The sequence below is a fragment of the Marinicellulosiphila megalodicopiae genome (assembly GCF_045862395.1).
In the GTDB taxonomy this organism is placed as follows: domain Bacteria; phylum Pseudomonadota; class Gammaproteobacteria; order Pseudomonadales; family Natronospirillaceae; genus Marinicellulosiphila; species Marinicellulosiphila megalodicopiae.
Genome location: NZ_AP023087.1, coordinates 4,137,016 through 4,157,754, shown reverse-complemented (window position 1 = coordinate 4,157,754; position 20,739 = coordinate 4,137,016). Strand labels below are relative to the sequence as shown.

18 protein-coding genes and 1 tRNA gene are annotated in these 20,739 nt (G+C 39.4%); 17 read left to right on the top strand and 2 right to left on the bottom strand.

Features of this window, described 5'->3' with window-relative positions; all coding sequences use genetic code 11:
- The first annotated feature begins 21 nt into the window (after positions 1–21).
- From TYM08_RS17880 to TYM08_RS17815, 14 genes are all read left to right on the top strand, one after another.
- Positions 22–97, top strand: a tRNA-Trp gene (locus tag TYM08_RS17880).
- 34 nt (positions 98–131) lie between these two features.
- Positions 132–515, top strand: coding sequence for a preprotein translocase subunit SecE (secE, locus tag TYM08_RS17875; RefSeq protein ID WP_422380511.1), 384 nt, complete (start codon positions 132–134; stop codon positions 513–515).
- A 9-nt stretch (positions 516–524) separates the two neighbouring features.
- On the top strand, positions 525–1,058 hold the full coding sequence (nusG, locus tag TYM08_RS17870) for a transcription termination/antitermination protein NusG (RefSeq protein WP_422380510.1): 534 nt from the start codon (positions 525–527) through the stop codon (positions 1,056–1,058).
- Between the two features lie 108 nt (positions 1,059–1,166).
- Positions 1,167–1,601, top strand: coding sequence for a 50S ribosomal protein L11 (gene rplK, locus TYM08_RS17865; protein WP_422380509.1), 435 nt, complete (start codon positions 1,167–1,169; stop codon positions 1,599–1,601).
- A complete protein-coding gene (gene rplA / locus TYM08_RS17860; RefSeq protein ID WP_422380508.1) occupies positions 1,601–2,299 on the top strand; it encodes a 50S ribosomal protein L1 in 699 nt (232 codons plus the stop codon). Before rplK ends, rplA begins: the two co-directional genes overlap by 1 nt.
- A gap of 202 nt (positions 2,300–2,501) precedes the next feature.
- On the top strand, positions 2,502–2,996 hold the full coding sequence (gene rplJ / locus TYM08_RS17855; RefSeq protein ID WP_422380507.1) for a 50S ribosomal protein L10: 495 nt from the start codon (positions 2,502–2,504) through the stop codon (positions 2,994–2,996).
- Between the two features lie 72 nt (positions 2,997–3,068).
- A complete protein-coding gene (gene rplL, locus TYM08_RS17850; protein ID WP_422380506.1) occupies positions 3,069–3,440 on the top strand; it encodes a 50S ribosomal protein L7/L12 in 372 nt (123 codons plus the stop codon).
- Between the two features lie 165 nt (positions 3,441–3,605).
- A complete protein-coding gene (gene rpoB / locus TYM08_RS17845; RefSeq protein WP_422380505.1) occupies positions 3,606–7,688 on the top strand; it encodes a DNA-directed RNA polymerase subunit beta in 4,083 nt (1,360 codons plus the stop codon).
- Positions 7,689–7,768: 80 nt separating this feature from the next.
- Positions 7,769–11,974 carry a DNA-directed RNA polymerase subunit beta' gene (rpoC, locus tag TYM08_RS17840; RefSeq protein WP_422380504.1) on the top strand — a complete coding sequence of 1,402 codons (4,206 nt, stop codon included), beginning with the start codon at positions 7,769–7,771 and terminating at the stop codon, positions 11,972–11,974.
- Positions 11,975–12,084: 110 nt separating this feature from the next.
- Positions 12,085–12,459 (top strand): 30S ribosomal protein S12, encoded by a 375-nt coding sequence (rpsL, locus tag TYM08_RS17835; protein WP_422380503.1) that lies wholly within the window; start codon positions 12,085–12,087, stop codon positions 12,457–12,459.
- Positions 12,460–12,553: 94 nt separating this feature from the next.
- On the top strand, positions 12,554–13,024 hold the full coding sequence (rpsG, locus tag TYM08_RS17830; protein WP_422380502.1) for a 30S ribosomal protein S7: 471 nt from the start codon (positions 12,554–12,556) through the stop codon (positions 13,022–13,024).
- A 12-nt stretch (positions 13,025–13,036) separates the two neighbouring features.
- Positions 13,037–15,127: an elongation factor G gene (fusA, locus tag TYM08_RS17825; RefSeq protein WP_422380501.1), complete on the top strand. Its 2,091-nt coding sequence runs from the start codon at positions 13,037–13,039 to the stop codon at positions 15,125–15,127.
- A gap of 24 nt (positions 15,128–15,151) precedes the next feature.
- Positions 15,152–16,375 carry an elongation factor Tu gene (gene tuf / locus TYM08_RS17820; protein ID WP_422380500.1) on the top strand — a complete coding sequence of 408 codons (1,224 nt, stop codon included), beginning with the start codon at positions 15,152–15,154 and terminating at the stop codon, positions 16,373–16,375.
- Between the two features lie 636 nt (positions 16,376–17,011).
- Complete coding sequence (locus TYM08_RS17815; protein WP_422380499.1) at positions 17,012–17,410, top strand: DUF3465 domain-containing protein; 399 nt, start codon at positions 17,012–17,014, stop codon at positions 17,408–17,410.
- Positions 17,411–17,436: 26 nt separating this feature from the next.
- Here TYM08_RS17815 and TYM08_RS17810 read toward each other — a convergent pair whose 3' ends face one another.
- Entirely contained in the window at positions 17,437–17,886 is a 450-nt protein-coding gene (locus TYM08_RS17810; protein ID WP_422380498.1) for a YHS domain-containing (seleno)protein, read from the bottom strand.
- Between the two features lie 728 nt (positions 17,887–18,614).
- Here TYM08_RS17810 and TYM08_RS17805 point away from each other — a divergent pair.
- Positions 18,615–18,890: a hypothetical protein gene (locus TYM08_RS17805; protein WP_422380497.1), complete on the top strand. Its 276-nt coding sequence runs from the start codon at positions 18,615–18,617 to the stop codon at positions 18,888–18,890.
- Positions 18,891–18,918: 28 nt separating this feature from the next.
- On the opposite strand, the gene TYM08_RS17800 is transcribed toward TYM08_RS17805, so the two are convergent.
- Positions 18,919–19,146, bottom strand: a complete 228-nt coding sequence (locus TYM08_RS17800) for a hypothetical protein (RefSeq protein ID WP_422380496.1) — start codon at positions 19,144–19,146, stop codon at positions 18,919–18,921.
- A gap of 171 nt (positions 19,147–19,317) precedes the next feature.
- Here TYM08_RS17800 and TYM08_RS17795 point away from each other — a divergent pair, with 171 nt between their 5' ends.
- The gene (locus TYM08_RS17795) at positions 19,318–20,028 is read left to right on the top strand and encodes a DUF3581 family protein (protein ID WP_422380495.1); all 711 of its coding nucleotides are present in this window, start codon (positions 19,318–19,320) and stop codon (positions 20,026–20,028) included.
- Between the two features lie 101 nt (positions 20,029–20,129).
- Complete coding sequence (locus tag TYM08_RS17790; RefSeq protein WP_422380494.1) at positions 20,130–20,729, top strand: hypothetical protein; 600 nt, start codon at positions 20,130–20,132, stop codon at positions 20,727–20,729.
- The last annotated feature ends 10 nt before the right edge of the window (positions 20,730–20,739 follow it).

Below are 20,739 nucleotides of genomic sequence, written 5' to 3'. Positions count from 1 at the left end.
ACGAGCGTTCGTCGAGTGTATAGGCCAGTAGTTCAATTGGTAGAGCGTCGGTCTCCAAAACCGAAAGTTGCGGGTTCGAGTCCCCCCTGGCCTGCCATCCCAAACCATAGATGGTATGTGAGTATATAAATATGAGTTCAGAATCAAATAAAAAAAACCCAGTAGATAACGTAGTATGGCTTTTAGTGGTTGTAGTGTTAACTGCTGCTATTTGGGGTAATTACCATTATACAAATATAGAAAGTGTTACATGGTATATGCGTCTAGGTGGTGTGGTTGTAGCTGTTCTGATTGCTTTAGGTTTGGCGTTGTTGACGCAAACTGGTAAGCGCGTTAATCAGTTAAGAAAAGAGTCAGTTGTAGAAATTAAAAAAGTTGTCTGGCCAACGCGTCAGGAAACAATACAAACAACCATTATGGTTATTGTAATGGCTGCAGTTGCAGCGTTTATTATTGGTATGATGGATCTTGGATTAGCTTCATTAATGTCAGTTGTTTTTAATATCGGAAGTTAAGGGATCAAAATGTCAAAGCGTTGGTATGTTGTTCATGCTTATTCCGGTTATGAAAAACGCGTTCAGGGTGCTTTAAAAGAGCAAATCGAATTAAAAGGTCTGCAAGACTTATTCGGTGATGTTTTGGTGCCAACTGAAAGTGTTGTAGAAATTCGTGATGGTAAAAAGCGTAAAAGTGAACGTAAATTTTACCCAGGTTATGTATTAGTTGAAATGGACATGATGGATGAGTCATGGCATTTAGTTAAAAGTACACCTAGAGTGCTTGGATTTATCGGTGGTACAAAAGATAAGCCAGCGCCGATTACTCAAAAAGAAGCAAATATCATCCTTCAGCGTGTTGAAGATGGTGAAAATAAAGTTGCTCAGAAGACAGTTTACGAACCAGGTGAAGTGGTTCGAGTTAATGACGGTCCATTTGCTGACTTTAACGGTACTGTAGAAAAAGTAAATTACGAGAAGTCGAAACTTCAAGTTTCGGTTTCCATCTTTGGTCGCGCAACACCAGTAGAGTTGACGTTCAGTCAAGTTGAAAAAGCGTAATCAATAAAATAATGAAAACCCTGAAGGGCGTATGTCTTTCGGGGTTTTCGTGTCTAAAGCGGGGAGCCTTATTTAAAGGCGTTTGCACCCAAAATGAGGTAATAAAAAATGGCTAAGAAAGTCGAAGCTTACATTAAGCTACAAGTGGGTGCTGGTAAAGCAAACCCAAGTCCACCAGTTGGTCCTGCATTGGGTCAAAAAGGTGTGAATATCATGGAATTCTGTAAAGCGTTTAACGCGGCAACACAAGGTGTTGAACCAGGTCTTCCAATTCCTGTAGTAATCTCAGTTTATAGTGATCGTAGTTTTACGTTCATCACTAAAACACCGCCTGCTGCAATTTTATTGAAAAAAGCTGCTGGTCTTAAAAGTGGTTCTGGCCGTCCAAATACTGAAAAAGTAGGTACGGTTACTCGTGATCAATTATTAGAAATCGCTAAAACTAAAGAGCCAGATTTAACTGCTGCTTCTGAAGACGCGGCAATTCGTACTATTGCTGGTACAGCACGTAGCATGGGCTTAAACGTTGAGGGTGTAGAATAATGGCTAAATTAACTAAACGCGCAAAATTAATTGCTGAAAAAGTAGAATCTACTAAAGCATACGATTTCGACTCAGCTGTTGCATTATTGCAAGAAGTATCAAAAGTTAAATTCGCTGAATCAGTTGATTTATCTGTGAACTTAGGTGTTGATGCGCGTAAATCTGATCAAAACGTTCGTGGTTCTGCAGTATTACCAAGTGGTACTGGTAAAGATGTTCGTGTTGCTGTTTTCACTCAAGGTGCTAACGCTGAAGCTGCTAAAGCTGCAGGTGCTGACGCTGTTGGTATGGAAGACTTAATGGAACAAATCAAAGGCGGCGATTTAGACTTTGGTGTTGTGATCGCGTCTCCTGATGCAATGCGTATCGTTGGACAATTAGGTCAGATCTTAGGTCCTCGTGGTTTAATGCCTAACCCTAAAGTTGGAACTGTGACTCCAGATGTAGCAACTGCTGTAAAGAATGCTAAATCAGGTCAAGCTCGTTTCCGTACTGATAAGAATGGTATTATCCATGCTTCAATCGGTAAAGTAAGTTTTGATGCTCCAGCATTGCGTGCAAACGTTGAAGCCATCATCACTGAATTAAGAAAATTAAAACCATCTCAAGCGAAAGGTGTATATTTGAAAAAAATTACACTTAGCTCGACTATGGGTCCTGGCTTAACTATTGATTTGTCGTCTTTAAGCCAAAAGTAAGTTTAACGGGTCATGTTCAAAGTAATTTGTGCGTGGCCGTTGAAGACCGCAGGTGGATTCGTCCTTAATTATGCCTGCGCAAACGGTGTTACCCGGCTCGAAATTTTTGAGCTTGGATTTGATACCAAAAAAGAGTTGCTAATTTATTTTGGCAATTGATACACACGATTAGTTTTTTACTAATCAAATCCAGGAGAATCCCGTGGCTATTAGACTCGAGGATAAGAAAGCGATTGTTGCACAAGTGCAAGAAGCTGCAGGTACTGCACTTTCTGCTGTTGTTGCAGACTCTCGTGGCGTTACTGTTGGTGATATGACTGAATTACGTAAACTGGCTCGCGAAAGCGGTGTTTGGTTGAAAGTTGTTCGTAATACACTGGCTCGTCGCGCATTAGAAGGTACTGATTACGATTGCTTGAATGAGCATTTAGTAGGTCCTTCAATTATTGCTCTTTCTCAAGAACACCCTGGTGCAGGCGCTCGTATTTTATCTGACTTTGCAAAAACAAATGATAAATTCGAAATTAAAGCTGCTGCATTTGAAGGTGTCATTACAGATGTTAAATTATTAGCAAGTTTGCCGACTTACGACGAAGCAATTGCAAGATTAATGTCAGTTATGAAAGAGGCATCTGCAGGCAAATTGGTTCGTACCATTGCTGCAATTCGCGATCAGAAAGAAGAATCAGCTGCTTAATCGAATTATCGATAAGTGGTTTAAATTATTTATATGTGAGCGAAAATCGCTCCAAAATTTGGGAATATAATCATGTCTCTATCTAAAGACGATATTATCAATGCAGTTGCTGAAATGTCTGTAAAAGACGTTGTAGAATTAATCGAAGCAATGGAAGAAAAATTTGGCGTAACTGCTGCAGTTGGCGTTGCCGTTGCTGCTGGTGGTGATGCTGGTGCAGCTGCTGCTGAACAAACTGAATTTGACGTTGTATTATCTGCTGTTGGCGATAAGAAAGTTAACGTTATTAAAGCAGTTCGTGGTGCAACTGGCCTAGGTCTTAAAGAAGCTAAAGCAATCGTAGACGGCGCTCCGGCGACTGTTAAAGAAGGCGTTTCTAAAGAAGATGCTGAAGCTATGAAAGCAGAGCTTGAAGCTGCAGGCGCTTCTGTTGAGCTTAAGTAATAACTTAAGTTTAACTTCTCGCGCGAAAGCGTGAAGAAAATGGCTGGTAACAAGAAATTGTTGCTGGCCTTTTTCCGTTTATAAAATCGTCACATTTTCTCAAATGCGTCGTGTCAAAAATTCAGCCCGTTAAGGGTGGTTAAACAAACGAACTGGGGATTGCTAATGGCATACTCGTATACTGAAAAAAAACGTATCCGCAAGGATTTCGGTAAACTCCCACCGGTGATGGACGTGCCATATCTGTTGGCTATCCAGCTGGATTCCTATCGTCAATTCTTACAAGAAAATGTAACGGTTGCCGATCGAAGTGATATAGGTTTACATGCAGCATTTAAATCAATTTTTCCAATTGTCAGTTATTCAGGTAATGCTGCTTTAGAATATGTAAGTTATCAGTTGGGTAACCCTGTTTTTGATGTAAAAGAGTGTCAATCTCGTGGTATTACATACGCTGCGCCCTTGCGTGTTAAGGTTCGCTTGATCATATATGATCGTGAATCTTCAAATAAGGCGATTAAAGATATTAAAGAGCAAGAGGTCTACATGGGCGAAATGCCTTTGATGACTAATAACGGTACTTTTGTTATTAACGGTACTGAGCGTGTAATCGTATCTCAGTTACATCGTTCTCCAGGTGTGTTCTTTGATCATGACAAAGGTAAAACGCATTCTTCAGGGAAATTATTGTTCTCTGCACGTGTGATCCCATACCGTGGTTCGTGGTTAGATTTTGAATTTGATCCTAAAGACTGTGTGTTTGTACGTATCGATAGACGTCGTAAATTAGCTGCAACCATATTATTGCGCGCGATTGGCTATAACACTCAAGAAATCATCGACATGTATTACGATCGTATGGTTCTTACAGTAGATGGCGAAAACTTCAAATTAGTTATTAAAGAAGATCAGTTAAAAGGTGAGGTTGTAAACTTCCCAATTACAGACGGCAAAGGCGAAATTATCGTTGAAGAAAGTCGTCGTATTACTGCTCGTCATTTAAAGAAAATGCAAAAAGCAAAATTGGAATCTGTCATTGTTCCAGAAGATTTCTTGTTAGGTAAATCGATTGCTGAAGACATCGTTGATCCAGCAACGGGTGAAATAGTTGTTCCATGTAACTCTGCAATAACCGAAGAAGTACTTGAGCAAATTAAAGCAATTAAGCAGCAAAAAATTGAAGTGATTTATACAAATGATTTGGACTGTGGACCGTTCATTTCAGATACATTACGTATTGATCCAACTAATACTCAGCTAGAGGCATTGGTAGAAATCTACCGTATGATGCGCCCTGGTGAGCCGCCAACAAAAGAATCTGCTGAAGGTTTATTCCAAAACTTATTCTTCACTGAAGAGCGTTATGACTTATCAGCGGTTGGTCGTATGAAGTTTAACCGTCGTCTTTTACGTACAGAAGATGAGGGTGCAGGAATCTTAGATAAGCAAGATATCGTTGATGTGCTATCTACATTGATTAACATCCGTAACGGTAAAGGTATCGTAGATGATATCGATCATCTTGGTAACCGTCGCATACGTTCTGTTGGTGAAATGGCTGAAAACCAATTCCGTGTTGGTTTAGTTCGTGTTGAACGTGCTGTTCGTGAACGTTTATCTATGGCTGAAAGTGAAGGTTTAATGCCACAAGATATGATCAACGCTAAGCCTGTAGCTGCTGCAATCAAAGAGTTCTTTGGTTCATCACAGTTATCTCAGTTTATGGATCAAAACAATCCATTGTCAGAAATTACGCATAAGCGTCGTGTTTCTGCATTAGGCCCTGGTGGTTTAACGCGTGAACGTGCTGGTTTCGAAGTGCGTGACGTACATCCAACGCATTATGGTCGTGTTTGTCCGATTGAAACACCAGAGGGTCCAAACATTGGTTTGATCAACTCTTTGGCAACATACGCTCGTACTAATAGTTATGGTTTCTTAGAAACACCTTACCGTGCAGTAGAAAATGGATTGGTAACCGATAAAATCCAGTACATGTCTGCAATTGATGAAGCACAACATGTTATCGCCCAGGCCAATGCGCCAATGACTAGCGATAATCGTTTTAAAGAAAAACTAGTTCAAGTTCGTGCGGGCAATGAATTCACGATGGCACAAGCCGATCAAGTGAACTTTATGGATGTATCGCCGCGTCAAGTTGTATCGGTTGCTGCATCGCTGATTCCGTTCTTAGAGCACGATGATGCTAACCGAGCGTTGATGGGTTCAAACATGCAACGTCAAGCGGTGCCAACTATTAGAGCGCAAAAGCCATTAGTTGGAACAGGCATTGAGCGTGCTGTAGCGCGCGACTCCGGTGTATGTGTGATTGCTGATCGTGGTGGTGTGGTTGAGATTGTTGATGCGTCTCGTATTGTTATTAAAGTTCACGATGCAGAAACCGATTCAGGTGATGCAGGTGTGGATATTTATAACTTAACTAAATACACGCGTTCTAACCAAAATACATGTATCAACCAGCGTCCTCTTGTTAAAGAAGGTGATACTGTTCAGCGTGGTGATATCATGGCTGATGGTCCTTCTGTTGATATGGGTGAACTTGCACTTGGCCAAAACATGCGTATCGCGTTTATGCCTTGGAATGGTTACAACTACGAAGATTCTATTTTAGTTTCTGAGCGTGTTGTACAAGAAGAGCGTTTTACTACGATTCACATTCAAGAATTAACCTGTATTGCTCGTGATACTAAGTTAGGCTCTGAAGATGTAACTGCTGATATTCCAAACGTTGGCGAAGCTGCATTAAGCAAGTTGGATGAGTCAGGTGTTGTTTATATCGGTGCTGAGGTTGGCCCTGGTGATATCTTAGTTGGTAAAGTAACGCCTAAATCTGAAACACAGTTAACGCCTGAAGAAAAATTACTTCGTGCGATCTTTGGTGAAAAAGCATCGGATGTTAAAGATACTTCTTTACGTGTTAAAGGTGGCGTGAAAGGTACAATTATTGATGTTCAAGTATTTACTCGTGATGGCGTAGAAAAAGATCAGCGTGCCATTGATATTGAACAACAACAATTAACAAGTTTCCGTAAAGATTTGAAATCTGAAATGGCAATTGTTGAAAGTGCTACATTCGAGCGTTTAAAAGCAACATTAGTTGGTCAAGTAGTAACGGTTGCACCGAACCTTTCAAAAGGTGATGTGTTAACGTCTGAATACCTTGATGAATTGGATCATTCAGAATGGTTCAAGCTTCGTTTAAAAGATGATGAAGTTGCAGTTAATCTTGAAAAAGCAGAGGCTCAATTAGATGAGCGTCGTAAAGATCAAGAAGCGCGTTTTGAAGATAAAAAAGCAAAATTAAGCACGGGTGATGATTTAGCTCCTGGTGTTTTAAAAATTGTAAAAGTTTATCTAGCAATCAAGCGTACGATTCAGCCAGGTGATAAAATGGCCGGTCGTCACGGTAACAAAGGTGTTATTTCTGTAATTAAACCTGTTGAAGATATGCCATACGATGAAAATGGTGTGCCAGTGGATATCGTATTGAATCCTCTAGGTGTTCCATCGCGTATGAACGTTGGTCAGGTTTTAGAAATGCATTTGGGTATGGCAGCTAAAGGCCTGGGCGAAAAAATAGATGTGATGCTAAAAGAACAGCGTGAAGTTGCAGAGGTTCGTGGGTTCTTAGATAAGATCTATAACGGTGTGGGTACTTCAACTCATAAAGAAGATCTAGATAGTTTCTCAGATCCTGAGATTCTTGAATTAGCAGGTAACTTGCGTAACGGTGTGCCGATTGCGACCCCTGTATTTGATGGTGCTAAAGAATCTGAGATTAAAGATTTATTAGAGCTTGCAGACATTCCTCGTTCAGGTCAAATCCAGTTGTATAACGGATTAACAGGCGAACCGTTTGCTCGTAAAACCACAGTAGGCTACATGTACGTATTAAAACTTAACCATTTGGTTGATGATAAAATGCATGCACGTTCTACTGGTTCATATTCACTTGTTACACAACAGCCATTGGGCGGTAAAGCTCAATTTGGTGGTCAGCGTTTCGGTGAGATGGAAGTATGGGCGCTTGAAGCTTACGGTGCTGCATATACATTACAAGAAATGTTAACAGTGAAATCCGATGACGTTGCCGGTCGTACCAAAATGTATAAAAACATTGTGGATGGTGATCATCGTATGGAACCTGGAATGCCTGAATCGTTTAACGTACTTGTTAAAGAGATTCGCTCATTAGGTATTGATATGGAGCTTGAGAGCGAAGAATAATTCGTCTCAACTAAATCGGGCGCAATGATTGAGCAATCAATCATTGCGAACTATTCACTCCGTTTGGAGCTAGGTAAAACATGAAAGATTTACTAAATCTATTAAAAACGCAAAGTCAACAAGCTGAATTCGACTCTATTCGAATCGGCCTTGCGTCGCCTGAAATGATCCGTTCATGGTCATTCGGTGAGGTTAAAAAACCTGAAACTATTAACTACCGTACATTTAAACCTGAGCGTGATGGTTTATTCTGTGCGCGAATCTTTGGTCCAATCAAAGATTTTGAATGTTTATGCGGAAAGTATAAGCGTCTTAAGCATCGTGGTGTTATCTGTGAAAAATGTGGCGTTGAAGTAACGCAATCTAAAGTGCGTCGTGATCGCATGGGGCACATTGAATTAGCAGCACCTGTTGCACATATTTGGTTCCTAAAATCTTTACCATCTCGTATTGGTTTGATGTTAGATATGACTCTACGTGATATCGAACGCATTCTTTATTACGAATCATTTGTTGTTGTTGATCCAGGTATGACTACTTTGGAAAAAACTCAACTTTTAAATGATGAAGAATACTACGAAGCAATCGAAGAATTCGGCGATGACTTTGATGCTCGTATGGGTGCTGAAGCCATCCAAATTTTATTAGGTGATATCGACTTAGAAGAAGAGATTGGTACATTGCGTGAAGAAATTCCTGCAACTAACTCTGAAACTAAGATCAAGAAATTATCTAAGCGTCTTAAATTATTAGAAGCATTCTTCCACTCAGGTAATAACCCGAAATGGATGGTAATGACTGTATTGCCAATTTTACCACCTGATTTACGTCCTCTAGTTCCGCTAGATGGTGGTCGTTTTGCTACTTCTGATTTAAACGATTTATATCGTCGTGTCATTAACCGTAATAACCGTCTAAAACGTTTATTAGAGTTAAGTGCGCCAGACATCATCGTACGTAACGAAAAACGTATGTTGCAAGAATCAGTTGATGCGTTACTAGATAACGGCCGTCGTGGTCGTGCGATTACGGGTTCAAACCGTCGTCCATTGAAATCACTTGCTGACATGATCAAAGGTAAGCAAGGTCGTTTCCGTCAAAACTTACTAGGTAAGCGTGTTGATTACTCTGGCCGTTCTGTAATTGTTGTTGGACCAAGCTTGCGTCTACATCAATGTGGTTTACCTAAGAAAATGGGTCTTGAATTATTTAAGCCGTTCATTTTCTCTAAATTAGAATTACGTGGCTTAGCAACTACCATTAAAGCTGCTAAGAAAATGGTTGAGCGCGAAGATCCAGTTGTTTGGGATATCTTGGCAGAAGTGATCCGTGAACATCCGATCATGTTAAACCGTGCACCAACACTTCACCGACTAGGTATTCAAGCGTTTGAACCTATTTTGATTGAAGGTAAAGCGATTCAGTTACACCCATTGGTTTGTGCGGCATACAACGCCGATTTCGATGGTGACCAAATGGCTGTTCACGTACCGTTAACTATCGAAGCTCAATTAGAAGCTCGTGCGTTAATGATGTCTACGAACAACATCCTATCGCCAGCAAACGGCGAGCCTATCATCGTTCCTTCACAGGATGTTGTATTAGGTTTGTACTACATGACTCGTTCACGTATCAACGATAAAGGTGAAGGCATTGTTTTCGCGAATATCAAAGAAGTTGAGCGCGCATTCGGTGCAGGTCAAGTAGGTCTTCAAGCTCGTGTTAAAGTACGTATTGAAGAGTCATATAAAGATGAGCAGGGTGAAAATGTAGATAACGTTGAAATCGTTGATACGACCGTTGGACGTGCAATATTATTCTCTATCGTGCCAAAAGGTTTGCCATTTGAAATGGCTAACCAGGTAATGAAAAAGAAAGCGATTTCTAACTTATTAAACGCTTGTTACCGCCAAGTTGGCTTGAAAGAAACGGTAGTTTTCGCCGACCAAATTATGTATATGGGTTACCGTTTTGCAACCTATTCTGGATCTTCAATCGGTGTAAACGATTTTGAAATTCCAAAAGCAAAAGTTGAATTATTAGCGGCTGCTGAAGCTGAAGTAACTGAGATTGAAAATCAGTTCGCTACAGGTTTGGTAACACGTGGCGAGAAATACAACAAAGTAGTTGATATCTGGTCAAAAGCTAATGAACAAATCGCTAAAGCGATGATGGATGAGCTAGGTACTGAAAAAGTAATCGATCGTGACGGAAATGAAGTGGATCAAGAGTCATTTAACTCTGTTTACATCTATGCCGATTCAGGCGCACGTGGTAGCCCAGCTCAGATTCGTCAGTTAGCAGGTATGCGTGGTTTGATGGCTAAGCCAGATGGATCCATCATCGAAACGCCAATTAAGGCGAACTTCCGTGAAGGTCTATCGGTTGGTGAGTACTTCACCTCTACTCACGGGGCTCGTAAAGGTTTGGCCGATACGGCACTTAAAACAGCGAACTCGGGTTACTTAACACGACGTTTAGTGGATGTATCTCAAGATTTAGTGGTAACAGATTTTGATTGTGGTACTGAGAACGGCCTATTGATGGAGCCAATCATCGAAGGTGGTGATGTGGTTGTGCCATTGGGTATGCAGGTTCTAGGTCGTACAGTTGCAACTGATGTATTAAATAACGATGGCGAAGTGGTTATCCCTAAAGGCACGTTGATTGACGAGGATTTAGTTGCTCGTCTAGATATATTAGCAGTGGATCAAATCCGAGTGCGTTCAGCGATTAACTGTGAAATCCGTTACGGTATTTGTGCATGTTGTTATGGTCGTGACTTAGGTCGTGGGCATCGTATCAACATCGGTGAAGCAGTCGGTATTGTGGCAGCACAATCCATTGGTGAGCCGGGTACACAGTTAACAATGCGTACGTTCCATATTGGTGGTGCAGCATCGCGTACATCAGCTGCAGATAGTGTACAAGTTCAACAGGCCGGTACAGTGCGTTTACATAACGCGAAAACAGTTACGCGTGCCAATGGCGATCTTGTGACTGTATCTCGTTCATCATTACTTGCTATCGCAGATGAGCAGGGTCGTGAGCGTGAAAAATATAAATTACCATACGGTGCAGTATTAACAGCTAAAGATGGTCAAGCGGTTGAATCAGGTGCCTTAATTGCTAAATGGGATCCACATACCCATCCAATTATTGCAGAAAATGCAGGTCAAGTTGTGTTCGTTGGAATGGAAGACGGCATTACTGTAAACAGCAAAATTGATGAATTAACAGGTGTTTCAAGCGTTGAAGTCATTGATGCAAAAGATCGTAGTGGCACGGGTAAAGATATCCGCCCAATGATCAAATTGTTAGATGCTAGTGGTGAAGATGTAATTATTGAAGGTACGAATCAAATTGCTCAGTACTTCTTGCCGGATGGTGCGATTGTAAGCGTGCAAAATGGCGCAGCAATCAATGTTGGTGATGTACTTGCTCGTATCCCTCAAGAATCTTCAGGTAACAAAGATATCACCGGTGGTTTACCACGTGTTGCTGATTTATTTGAAGCGCGTAAGCCAAAAGAATCTTCGATTTTAGCTGAGATTTCAGGTGTTATTAACTTTGGTAAAGAAACCAAAGGTAAAAAGCGTATTGTTATCACGCCAAATGATGGGGGCGATGTTTACGAAGAGTTAATTCCTAAATGGCGTCACCTGAACGTGTTTGAAGGTGAGAAAGTTGAAAAAGGTGAGGTTATTTCTGATGGCCCTACTAACCCTCATGACGTTCTTCGCATTTTAGGTGTAACAGCACTAGCGCGTTATGTTGTTAAAGAAGTTCAAGATGTTTACCGTCTTCAGGGCGTAATCATCAATGACAAACATATCGAAGTGATTGTTCGTCAAATGCTACGTAAAGTGCATGTTAACGATGCAGGAGATACAAACCTAATTAAAGGCGACCAAGTAGAGTACAATACCTTACTTGAAGCGAATGAAGCTTTAAATGATAACCAAATCAAAGCTAAATTCCAGCGCGTATTGTTAGGTATTACCAAAGCATCACTTGCTACTGAATCATTTATTTCTGCCGCGTCGTTCCAAGAAACGACTCGAGTATTAACAGAAGGTGCAGTAACAGGTAAACGTGATTACTTACGTGGCTTAAAAGAAAACGTCGTAGTAGGTCGTTTGATCCCAGCAGGTACAGGTTTAGCGTATCATGCAGAGAGAAAACGTAAGAAAGAATTGCGTATGATGGAAGATGTTGAACCTACAACTTCATCAGTAAGTGCAAGCGATGTTGAAGCAGCATTAAGTCAAGCTTTAAATAAATAACGTATTTAAACTTGACTAGATAATGGGCGGTCTTTAAAATCCGCCTCCCCCAATCCCCAGAACTAAAATTCTGGGGTTTTATTAAGTGAAGAGAAAGTGGAGTAGGCTTAATGGCTACTATTAATCAGTTGGTTCGCCAACCTCGCAAACGTAAAGTTGCGAAAAGTGATGTACCTGCATTGCAGGCATGTCCACAACGTCGTGGTGTTTGTACACGCGTTTATACCACTACCCCTAAGAAGCCAAACTCGGCATTACGTAAAGTATGTCGTGTTCGTTTAACTAACGGATATGAAGTAACTTCTTACATTGGTGGTGAAGGTCACAACCTTCAAGAGCATAGTGTTATCTTGATCCGTGGTGGTCGTGTAAAAGATTTACCGGGTGTACGTTACCATACAGTACGTGGTGCATTGGATACTTCTGGCGTTGCCGATCGTAGACAAGCACGTTCTAAGTACGGTGCTAAACGTCCTAAGAAATAAATTTAATCAATCAATTGTTGATGGATAAGAGTAAGGTCGAGTTAATCAATACTCGTATACTTTCCTGAAGACCTCTATATAAGGGCTTATCAAAATGCCAAGAAGACGCGTCGCCGCAAAGCGTGACATATTACCAGATCCAAAATTTGGTAACTTACAGTTAGCTAAATTCATGAACCACGTGATGATTAGCGGTAAAAAATCTATTGCTGAAAAAATCGTATACGGTGCATTAGAATCTGTAGAAAAGAAAACACAAAAAGATCCTGTAGAACAGTTCGAAGCTGCTCTAGAAGCGATTGCACCTCTAGTTGAAGTTAAATCTCGACGTGTAGGTGGTGCTACATACCAAGTACCTGTTGAAGTTCGTCCAGCACGTCGTGTTGCACTTGCTATGCGTTGGTTGAAAGACTACGCACGTAACCGTGGTGAAAAAACTATGGCTTTACGTTTAGCTGGTGAAATCATCGATGCTACCGAAGGTAAAGGCGCAGCTGTGAAAAAACGTGAAGACGTTCATCGCATGGCTGAAGCTAACAAAGCTTTCTCTCACTTCCGCTTTTAAGGGGATTACCTCGTGGCTCGTAAAACACCGATTAGCAAATACCGTAATATTGGTATCTGCGCGCATGTTGATGCAGGTAAAACGACGACGACAGAGCGAGTACTTTTCTATACCGGTCGTTCCCATAAGATCGGCGAAGTCCATGATGGCGCTGCCACCATGGACTGGATGGAGCAAGAGCAGGAGCGTGGTATCACTATCACGTCTGCTGCCACCACTTGTTTCTGGTCAGGTATGAGCAATCAATTTGATAATCATCGAATAAACATCATTGATACACCCGGTCACGTTGACTTTACAATTGAAGTAGAGCGCTCATTGCGCGTACTTGATGGTACTGTCGTTGTATTATGTGCCTCATCTGGTGTGCAACCTCAAACTGAAACTGTTTGGCGACAAGCGGATCGCTACGAAGTGCCTAGAATGGTGTTCATTAATAAAATGGACAGGACAGGTGCTGATTTCTTTATGGTTATTGATCAACTGGAAACAAGGTTGGGTGCGAATGCCGTTCCTATGCAACTTCCAATTGGTGCAGAAGATCATTTTGAAGGTGTGGTCGATTTAATAAAGATGAAAGCCATCATCTGGAATGAAGAAGATCAAGGCATGAGCTTTGAGTATCAAGACATCCCAGAAGCTATGATTCCCGATTGTGAGGAATGGCGCGAAAAATTAGTAGAAGCTGCGGCAGAAGCTAATGACGATTTTATGGAAAAATACCTTGATACAGGTGAATTATCCGAAGATGAAATTAAGGCGGGCCTGCGTGAACGAACATTAGCAAATGAGCTTGTGTTGGTTATGGCAGGTTCGGCATTTAAAAACAAAGGCGTTCAAGCTGTATTAGATGCAGTGATTGAATATATGCCGGCTCCTACCGATGTAAAAGCAATTGAAGGTATATTGGAAGACGACGAAACAACTGATACTCGTCCTGCTGATGATGATGCGCCATTTGCTGCATTAGCATTTAAAATTGCCACTGACCCATTTGTTGGAACATTAACGTTTATACGTGTGTACTCAGGTACATTAAAAACAGGTGATTCTGTTTATAATTCTGTTAAAGCAAAGCGTGAGCGTGTGGGTCGAATGGTGCAAATGCATTCAAATGACCGTGAAGAAATAAATGAAGTGCATGCAGGAGATATTGCTGCTTTAATCGGAATGAAAAGCGTCACCACTGGTGATACTTTCTGTTCACCTAAAGACATCATAACCTTAGAAAGAATGGATTTTCCAGAACCAGTAATTTCAGTAGCTGTAGAGCCAAGAACCCAAGCTGACCAAGAGAAAATGGGCATTGCTTTAGGTAAATTAGCTCAAGAAGATCCTTCCTTTAGAGTGCATACTGATAGTGAAACGGGGCAAACCATTATTGCCGGTATGGGTGAGTTACACCTTGATGTACTTGTTGATCGTATGAAACGTGAATTTTCAGTAGATGCAAATATTGGTAAGCCTCAGGTTTCTTACCGTGAAAAGATTAGATCAACAGTTGAAATTAATCATAAGTTTATCCGTCAGTCTGGTGGTCGAGGACAGTACGGACATGTTGTAATCAGATTTGAACCTTCAAATGAAGAAGGATTAGAATTTGTAAACGAAATAACAGGAGGGGTTATTCCTAAGGAATATATTCCCGCTGTTGAGAAAGGTATTTCAGATCAAATGCAAAATGGTGTGTTGGCTGGATACCCGCTTTTAGGCCTTAAGGCTACCTTGTTCGATGGCTCTTTCCATGAAGTGGATTCCAACGAAATGGCCTTTAAAATAGCTGCTTCTCAATCTACCAAAAAACTGTCCCAAGAAGGGGATGCATGTTTGATGGAACCAATGATGAAAGTAGAAGTGGTAACACCAGAAGATTACATGGGCGATGTCATGGGCGATTTAAATCGCCGTCGTGGTCTGGTTCAAGGTATGGATGACAGTCCAGGTGGCAAAATTATTAACGCAGAAGTACCCCTTGCAGAAATGTTTGGTTATGCAACTGATTTAAGAAGTGCTACCCAGGGTCGTGCAACCTTTACCATGGAATTTAAACATTACGCTGAAGCACCAAGTAACATCGCTGACGCAATTATTAAACGAGCTTAATTTTTAAATAAAGAGACTATAAAGATGGCTAAAGCTAATTTTGAAAGAAACAAACCGCACGTTAACGTTGGTACTATTGGTCACGTCGATCACGGTAAAACTACATTAACTGCTGCATTAACTCGTGTATGTTCTGAAGTATGGGGCGGCGCTGCCGTTGCATTCGACGGTATCGATAACGCACCTGAAGAACGTGAGCGTGGTATCACTATTTCAACTTCTCACGTTGAATACGATTCACCTATTCGTCACTACGCACACGTAGATTGCCCAGGTCACGCCGATTACGTTAAAAACATGATCACTGGTGCTGCTCAAATGGATGGCGCTATCTTAGTATGTGGCGCAACTGATGGCCCTATGCCACAGACTCGTGAACACATCCTTTTATCACGTCAAGTTGGTGTTCCATACATCGTAGTATTCTTAAACAAAGCGGATTTACTTGCAGAAGATTGCGGTGGAGCAGGTTCTGAAGAATACAATGAAATGTTAGAATTAGTTGAAATGGAATTACGTGAATTATTAGACATGTACGAATTCCCTGGTGACGACACACCAATCATCGCTGGTTCTGCTTTAATGGCTCTTGAAGGCCGTGACGATAACGAAATGGGTACAACTGCTGTTAAAACATTAGTTGAAACTTTGGATTCTTACATTCCAGAACCCGTTCGTGCAATTGACCAACCTTTCCTATTACCAATTGAAGATGTTTTCTCAATCTCTGGTCGTGGTACGGTTGTAACTGGTCGTGTTGAACGTGGTATCGTTAAAGTGGGTGAAGAAGTTGATATCGTTGGTATCAAAGAAACTACTAAGTCTACTTGTACTGGTGTTGAAATGTTCCGTAAATTGCTTGACGAAGGTCGTGCAGGCGAGAACGTTGGTGTTTTATTACGTGGTACTAAACGTGAAGATATCGAACGTGGTCAGTGTCTAGTTCATCCTGGTACTGTTACCCCACATACAACTTTCGAAGCAGAAGTATACATCTTGTCGAAAGACGAAGGTGGTCGTCATACTCCTTTCTTCAAAGGTTACCGTCCACAGTTCTACTTCCGTACAACTGACGTAACAGGTGCTTGTACATTACCTGAAGGCGTTGAAATGGTAATGCCTGGTGATAACATCAAGATGGATGTTGAATTAATTCAACCTATCGCGATGGAAGACAACTTACGTTTCGCTATCCGTGAAGGTGGCCGTACTGTTGGTGCTGGTGTTGTTGCTAAAATCATCGCGTAACTTTTTAAGTTTAATTCCAAGTCGTCCGTGACTTGAATTAAACGCTCTGCTGAAAATCTGGCGAAGGGAAACCCTTCTTGATTTTCAGTTCGCAAAGCGCACATTCCTGTGCTTTGTATTTTAAGACCGCTTTTTAGCGGTCTTTTTTTGGCTGTATTTAAGTTTAATTCCAAGTCGTCCGTGACTTGAATTAAACGCTCTGCTGAAAATCTGGCGAAGGGTAACCCTTCTTGATTTTCAGTTCGCAAAGCGCACATCCTTATGCTTTGTATGTTAAGACCGCTTTTTAGCGGTCTTTTTTTGGCTGTATTTAAGTTTAATTCCAAGTCATCCGTGACTTGAATAAAACGCTCTGCTGAAAATCTGGGAAGGGAAACCCTTCTTGATTTTCAGTTCGCAAAGCGCACATTCCTGTGCTTTGTATGTTAAGACCGCTTTTTAGCGGTCTTTTTTTGGCTGTATTTAAGTTTAATTCCAAGTCGTCCGTGACTTGAATTAAACGCTCCGCTGAAAATCTAGCGAAGGGAAACCCTTCTTGATTTTTAGTTCGCAAAGCGCACATCCCTGTGTTTTGTATGTTAAGACCTTTTTAAGGGGGCTTTTTTTTGATTTACTTTTAAAGGTGGAATTTAAAATATGAAACATATATTTATAATAATTTATTGTTTGCTCGCTTTAAGTTGTGCAGAGCAAATAAGTGAAAGTGATCAAATATTGATGAATGCTTTTGAAGGAAAAAAGTCAGATTTTCAAATCGAAGGCAAGGGAAGGGTAAAAGTGTCACTTCCAGATGATACGACAGGAAGCCAGCATCAAAAATTTATACTTGAACTTCAGAGTAAGCAAACACTTTTAATTGCGCATAATATAGATATAGCTCAGAAAATACATGCACTAGAAGTCGGCGATACTATAGAATTTTATGGTGAGTATGAATGGAATGACAAAGGTGGAGTAATACACTGGACTCATATCGATCCTAATGGAAATCATATTGATGGTTGGCTAAAGCATGATGATATCATTTACCAATAAAATGAGATTTAAAAGCTCTGCATTATTTAGTCGTTCTTAAACAATTCCCAATAATGGTTAGCCAGCTCAATCTGTTCTTTTTGATTGAAAGCCCACTGAGTGCGCCCCCATTTAGAGTAGAAAAAATACAATTTATCATCAATGATTTTAAAAATTTCTGGGTCGCCATTCACTTTGTGAGCATCACTTAAACCGTTAGCACAATGCCCATTAAATTGAGGTGCGTATCGTTCTGGGGATTGGCTAAACAGCTCTAAATTCACTTTGCTTGCAAAGAGCCAAGTTGAATCCAAGTACTCATAACTAAAAGTTTCACTGCCTTTAACTGCTTTGTTGTCAGTATGATAGGCAACTGAATCATAGCCATAAATTGCAATCCATTGTTGATTTTGTGGTTCACCTATTAGCGGATGCGCATAAACAGTTTGAAAAATATTCAAATATAAAATGATAATTAGTAGTTTTAAAATATGCATAAGTACTCGCTTTTACGCTGTTAATAAATATAGATAACTCAAATCATAAAATATTACGAAAATTATAATCGCTTGCAAAAATAATTCTCACTTTTGAACTTCAGGGAAAGTAAAGACAAAATACCATAACATCTATTATTAAAAAAACTCATCTTAGAGACCTATAATTGGTGAATTAGTATTTAGTGTATTTTCTGTCGGTTCTCAAAATCCGCTTACTAAATGTTTAGAATATAACGAAATTAATCATAATGTTGAAAATCGAAAAGTCGTGTATATACCAATTGACTAAAAGCAGTAGGTTGTGATTATCACGAAATTATTTGAATCAATAGTTAATCTGGTAAAGATTGCGTTCAATTTATTTTACATCAACAATTTGGATTGTAAATTCTAAGAATGAATACGCCTTTAATATCAACCAAACCGGTCCAATTAATGAATTCGTAAAGAAGTTAAATTAATATTTAAAAAATAAACAAATAAAATAATACTTGTTTAAATCGAAAAATAGGCAGCCAATTTGTTATCAAGCTGAGATTTTTTGGGGACAGTTAAAAAATTTCGATTTGAAATATACTGAAATATAAGTATAAAAATACATTTATTTGAAATAAAAAGGAGAATAAGTCGACACTTTATGCAGGGAAATATTTTTTTTGACTTGCAAATTACAATTTATAACCTATGTTTACAATGTGACACACAAGTTCGCAAGGGGAGAGCTTATGGGATCGTCATTTAAAAATTGTCCGTATTGCAGCAGCCACTTAATTAAACCAAGTCATACTTTGTTTAATTATTATATTCAATGCACAACATGTCAGGCAACAGGGCCAAAAAATCGAACTTTAGAAGGGGCGATTTTGCGATGGAATAATTTGTCTGAAACTGTTTTGAGTGCAACTTTGATTCAAAACAATGATTTGTTAACTAGGATTATGAAAATGGAAGATACTATGCAGCAATTAGAAGTTGAATTACATACATCACATTTGGAGTGACGATAAATATTATTTAAATGATGTCTGTTTATAAAGATTGGTCATTTGAATTAAGCCTACAACGCACTCTTAACAATCCAAAAAGCGCAAATACTGTTTTGCGCTTATAAATCAGGCCAGTTAATAAAAGCAATACAGAAAGTATGAAGCTAAATTCGTAGCGAAACCAGCTGTATTCGTGGCAAATTGCAATGAATGCACCCACAATCAGCCACTTTACACAACCTAAAATCAGTAATGAACTGAATTGTTTCATTTCGTTTCTCATGTAAGCATATGTGTAAAGCGTAGCAACTGAGTCACAAATAATAGATCAATCTAACAAAACGTTACGAAACTCCTTGAAATATAGAAAAAAATAAAGATTTGTTCGAAATTTAACATAAAAAAAGATATCATCTGCCTTTTTAAAGTCACAGTAAATGTTATGTTTTTAGATAAATTTTTTAATGAAGAAAACGGCCAATATCAAATTAGCCGTGAACAAGGTTGTTCGTTTGCCAAATCTATGGCTAATGACTTTAATCCACTGCATGACAGCGATGCTAAAAAATTCGTGGTTCCCGGTGATTTATTATTCGCTCTGACTTTGAGTCAAGTAGGCCTTTTCAAAGATATGTCTTTTAGTTTTAGTGGAATGGTCAGTGATCAGTCCGTTGTCAGTTTGGTTCAAGACGGCAATAACATTCAAGTTATCGACCAAAAAGAAAAAGCTTGTATGTCAGTCAATGCAAAAGGCGAAAAGAGCGAGAATTTAGAGTTAATAAAGCAGTTAACAAAAGCGTATGTCACTTTCTCTGGTGAAGCATTTCCTCATATATTAGTCCCATTAATGCAAAAGCATAACGTCATGATCAACCCTGCACGCCCAATGGTTATGTATCAATCCATGCATATTCGTTTTCACAGCTTGAATGTTGAAAACGTGAGTCTTCGTATGAGTGATGCAACATTTGATGTCCAAGGCAAACGCGGAAATGTCAGTTTAAATTTTGAATTTATTAGCGACAATAAAGTAGTTGGTACTGGCGAAAAACAAATGGTACTCAGTGGTTTGCGCGAATATGATGAATGTGCAATTGAAGGATTAGTTGAAGAATATAATCAACGTAAAACACAATATTTAGAAATTGCGTAATCATTAAATAACAAAAAATCAAACAAAGGATGTAAACAAAAATGATAATAAACAGATGTATAAAACTGACAAGCTTGTGTCTATTGTTATTTGTATCAACAATGGCACATTCAGATCAAGCTGCTTACATTACTCAATCTGAAGCAGAACTTGCATATAATATATTAAATAATCAATCATTGATTTTGGATTATTGCGCTCCTTGCGATGCGATGATTCCAGAATTAGTGGAAATAAAATCCCTTCAAAATACATTCACAAATTATGAACATTTTTGGGAAATTGTAGTTAATAATCAAGGCATAGATTTAGCTTATACTTATATCTACGTCGATGATTTATGGATAAATCTAGCTAATTACATTGATATTGAAGTGTTTGACGTGCCTATGCAATTAAGTGAACTGGATATTGAGCAGTTGCAAATAAATGGTGATTATGAGGTGACTTTAGATTTTACTGTTGAGGAATTAAATTTTCAAATGCAAAATTTATTGACGCAATTTAATGGGATTTTAGAATCGCCACAGCGTTTGAAATTAGTAGAAACTCAAAATCAATGGATTGAATATTTTGATGCACAAATGGCATGGTATGCTCAATTATTTCTTGAAAGTGATTATTCAGAATATGAACGATCATTGATTAAACAAAGAATAGAAGTACTTAATTTATTTTATGAGGTTTTTGAAGAATACTAATTGTTGAACT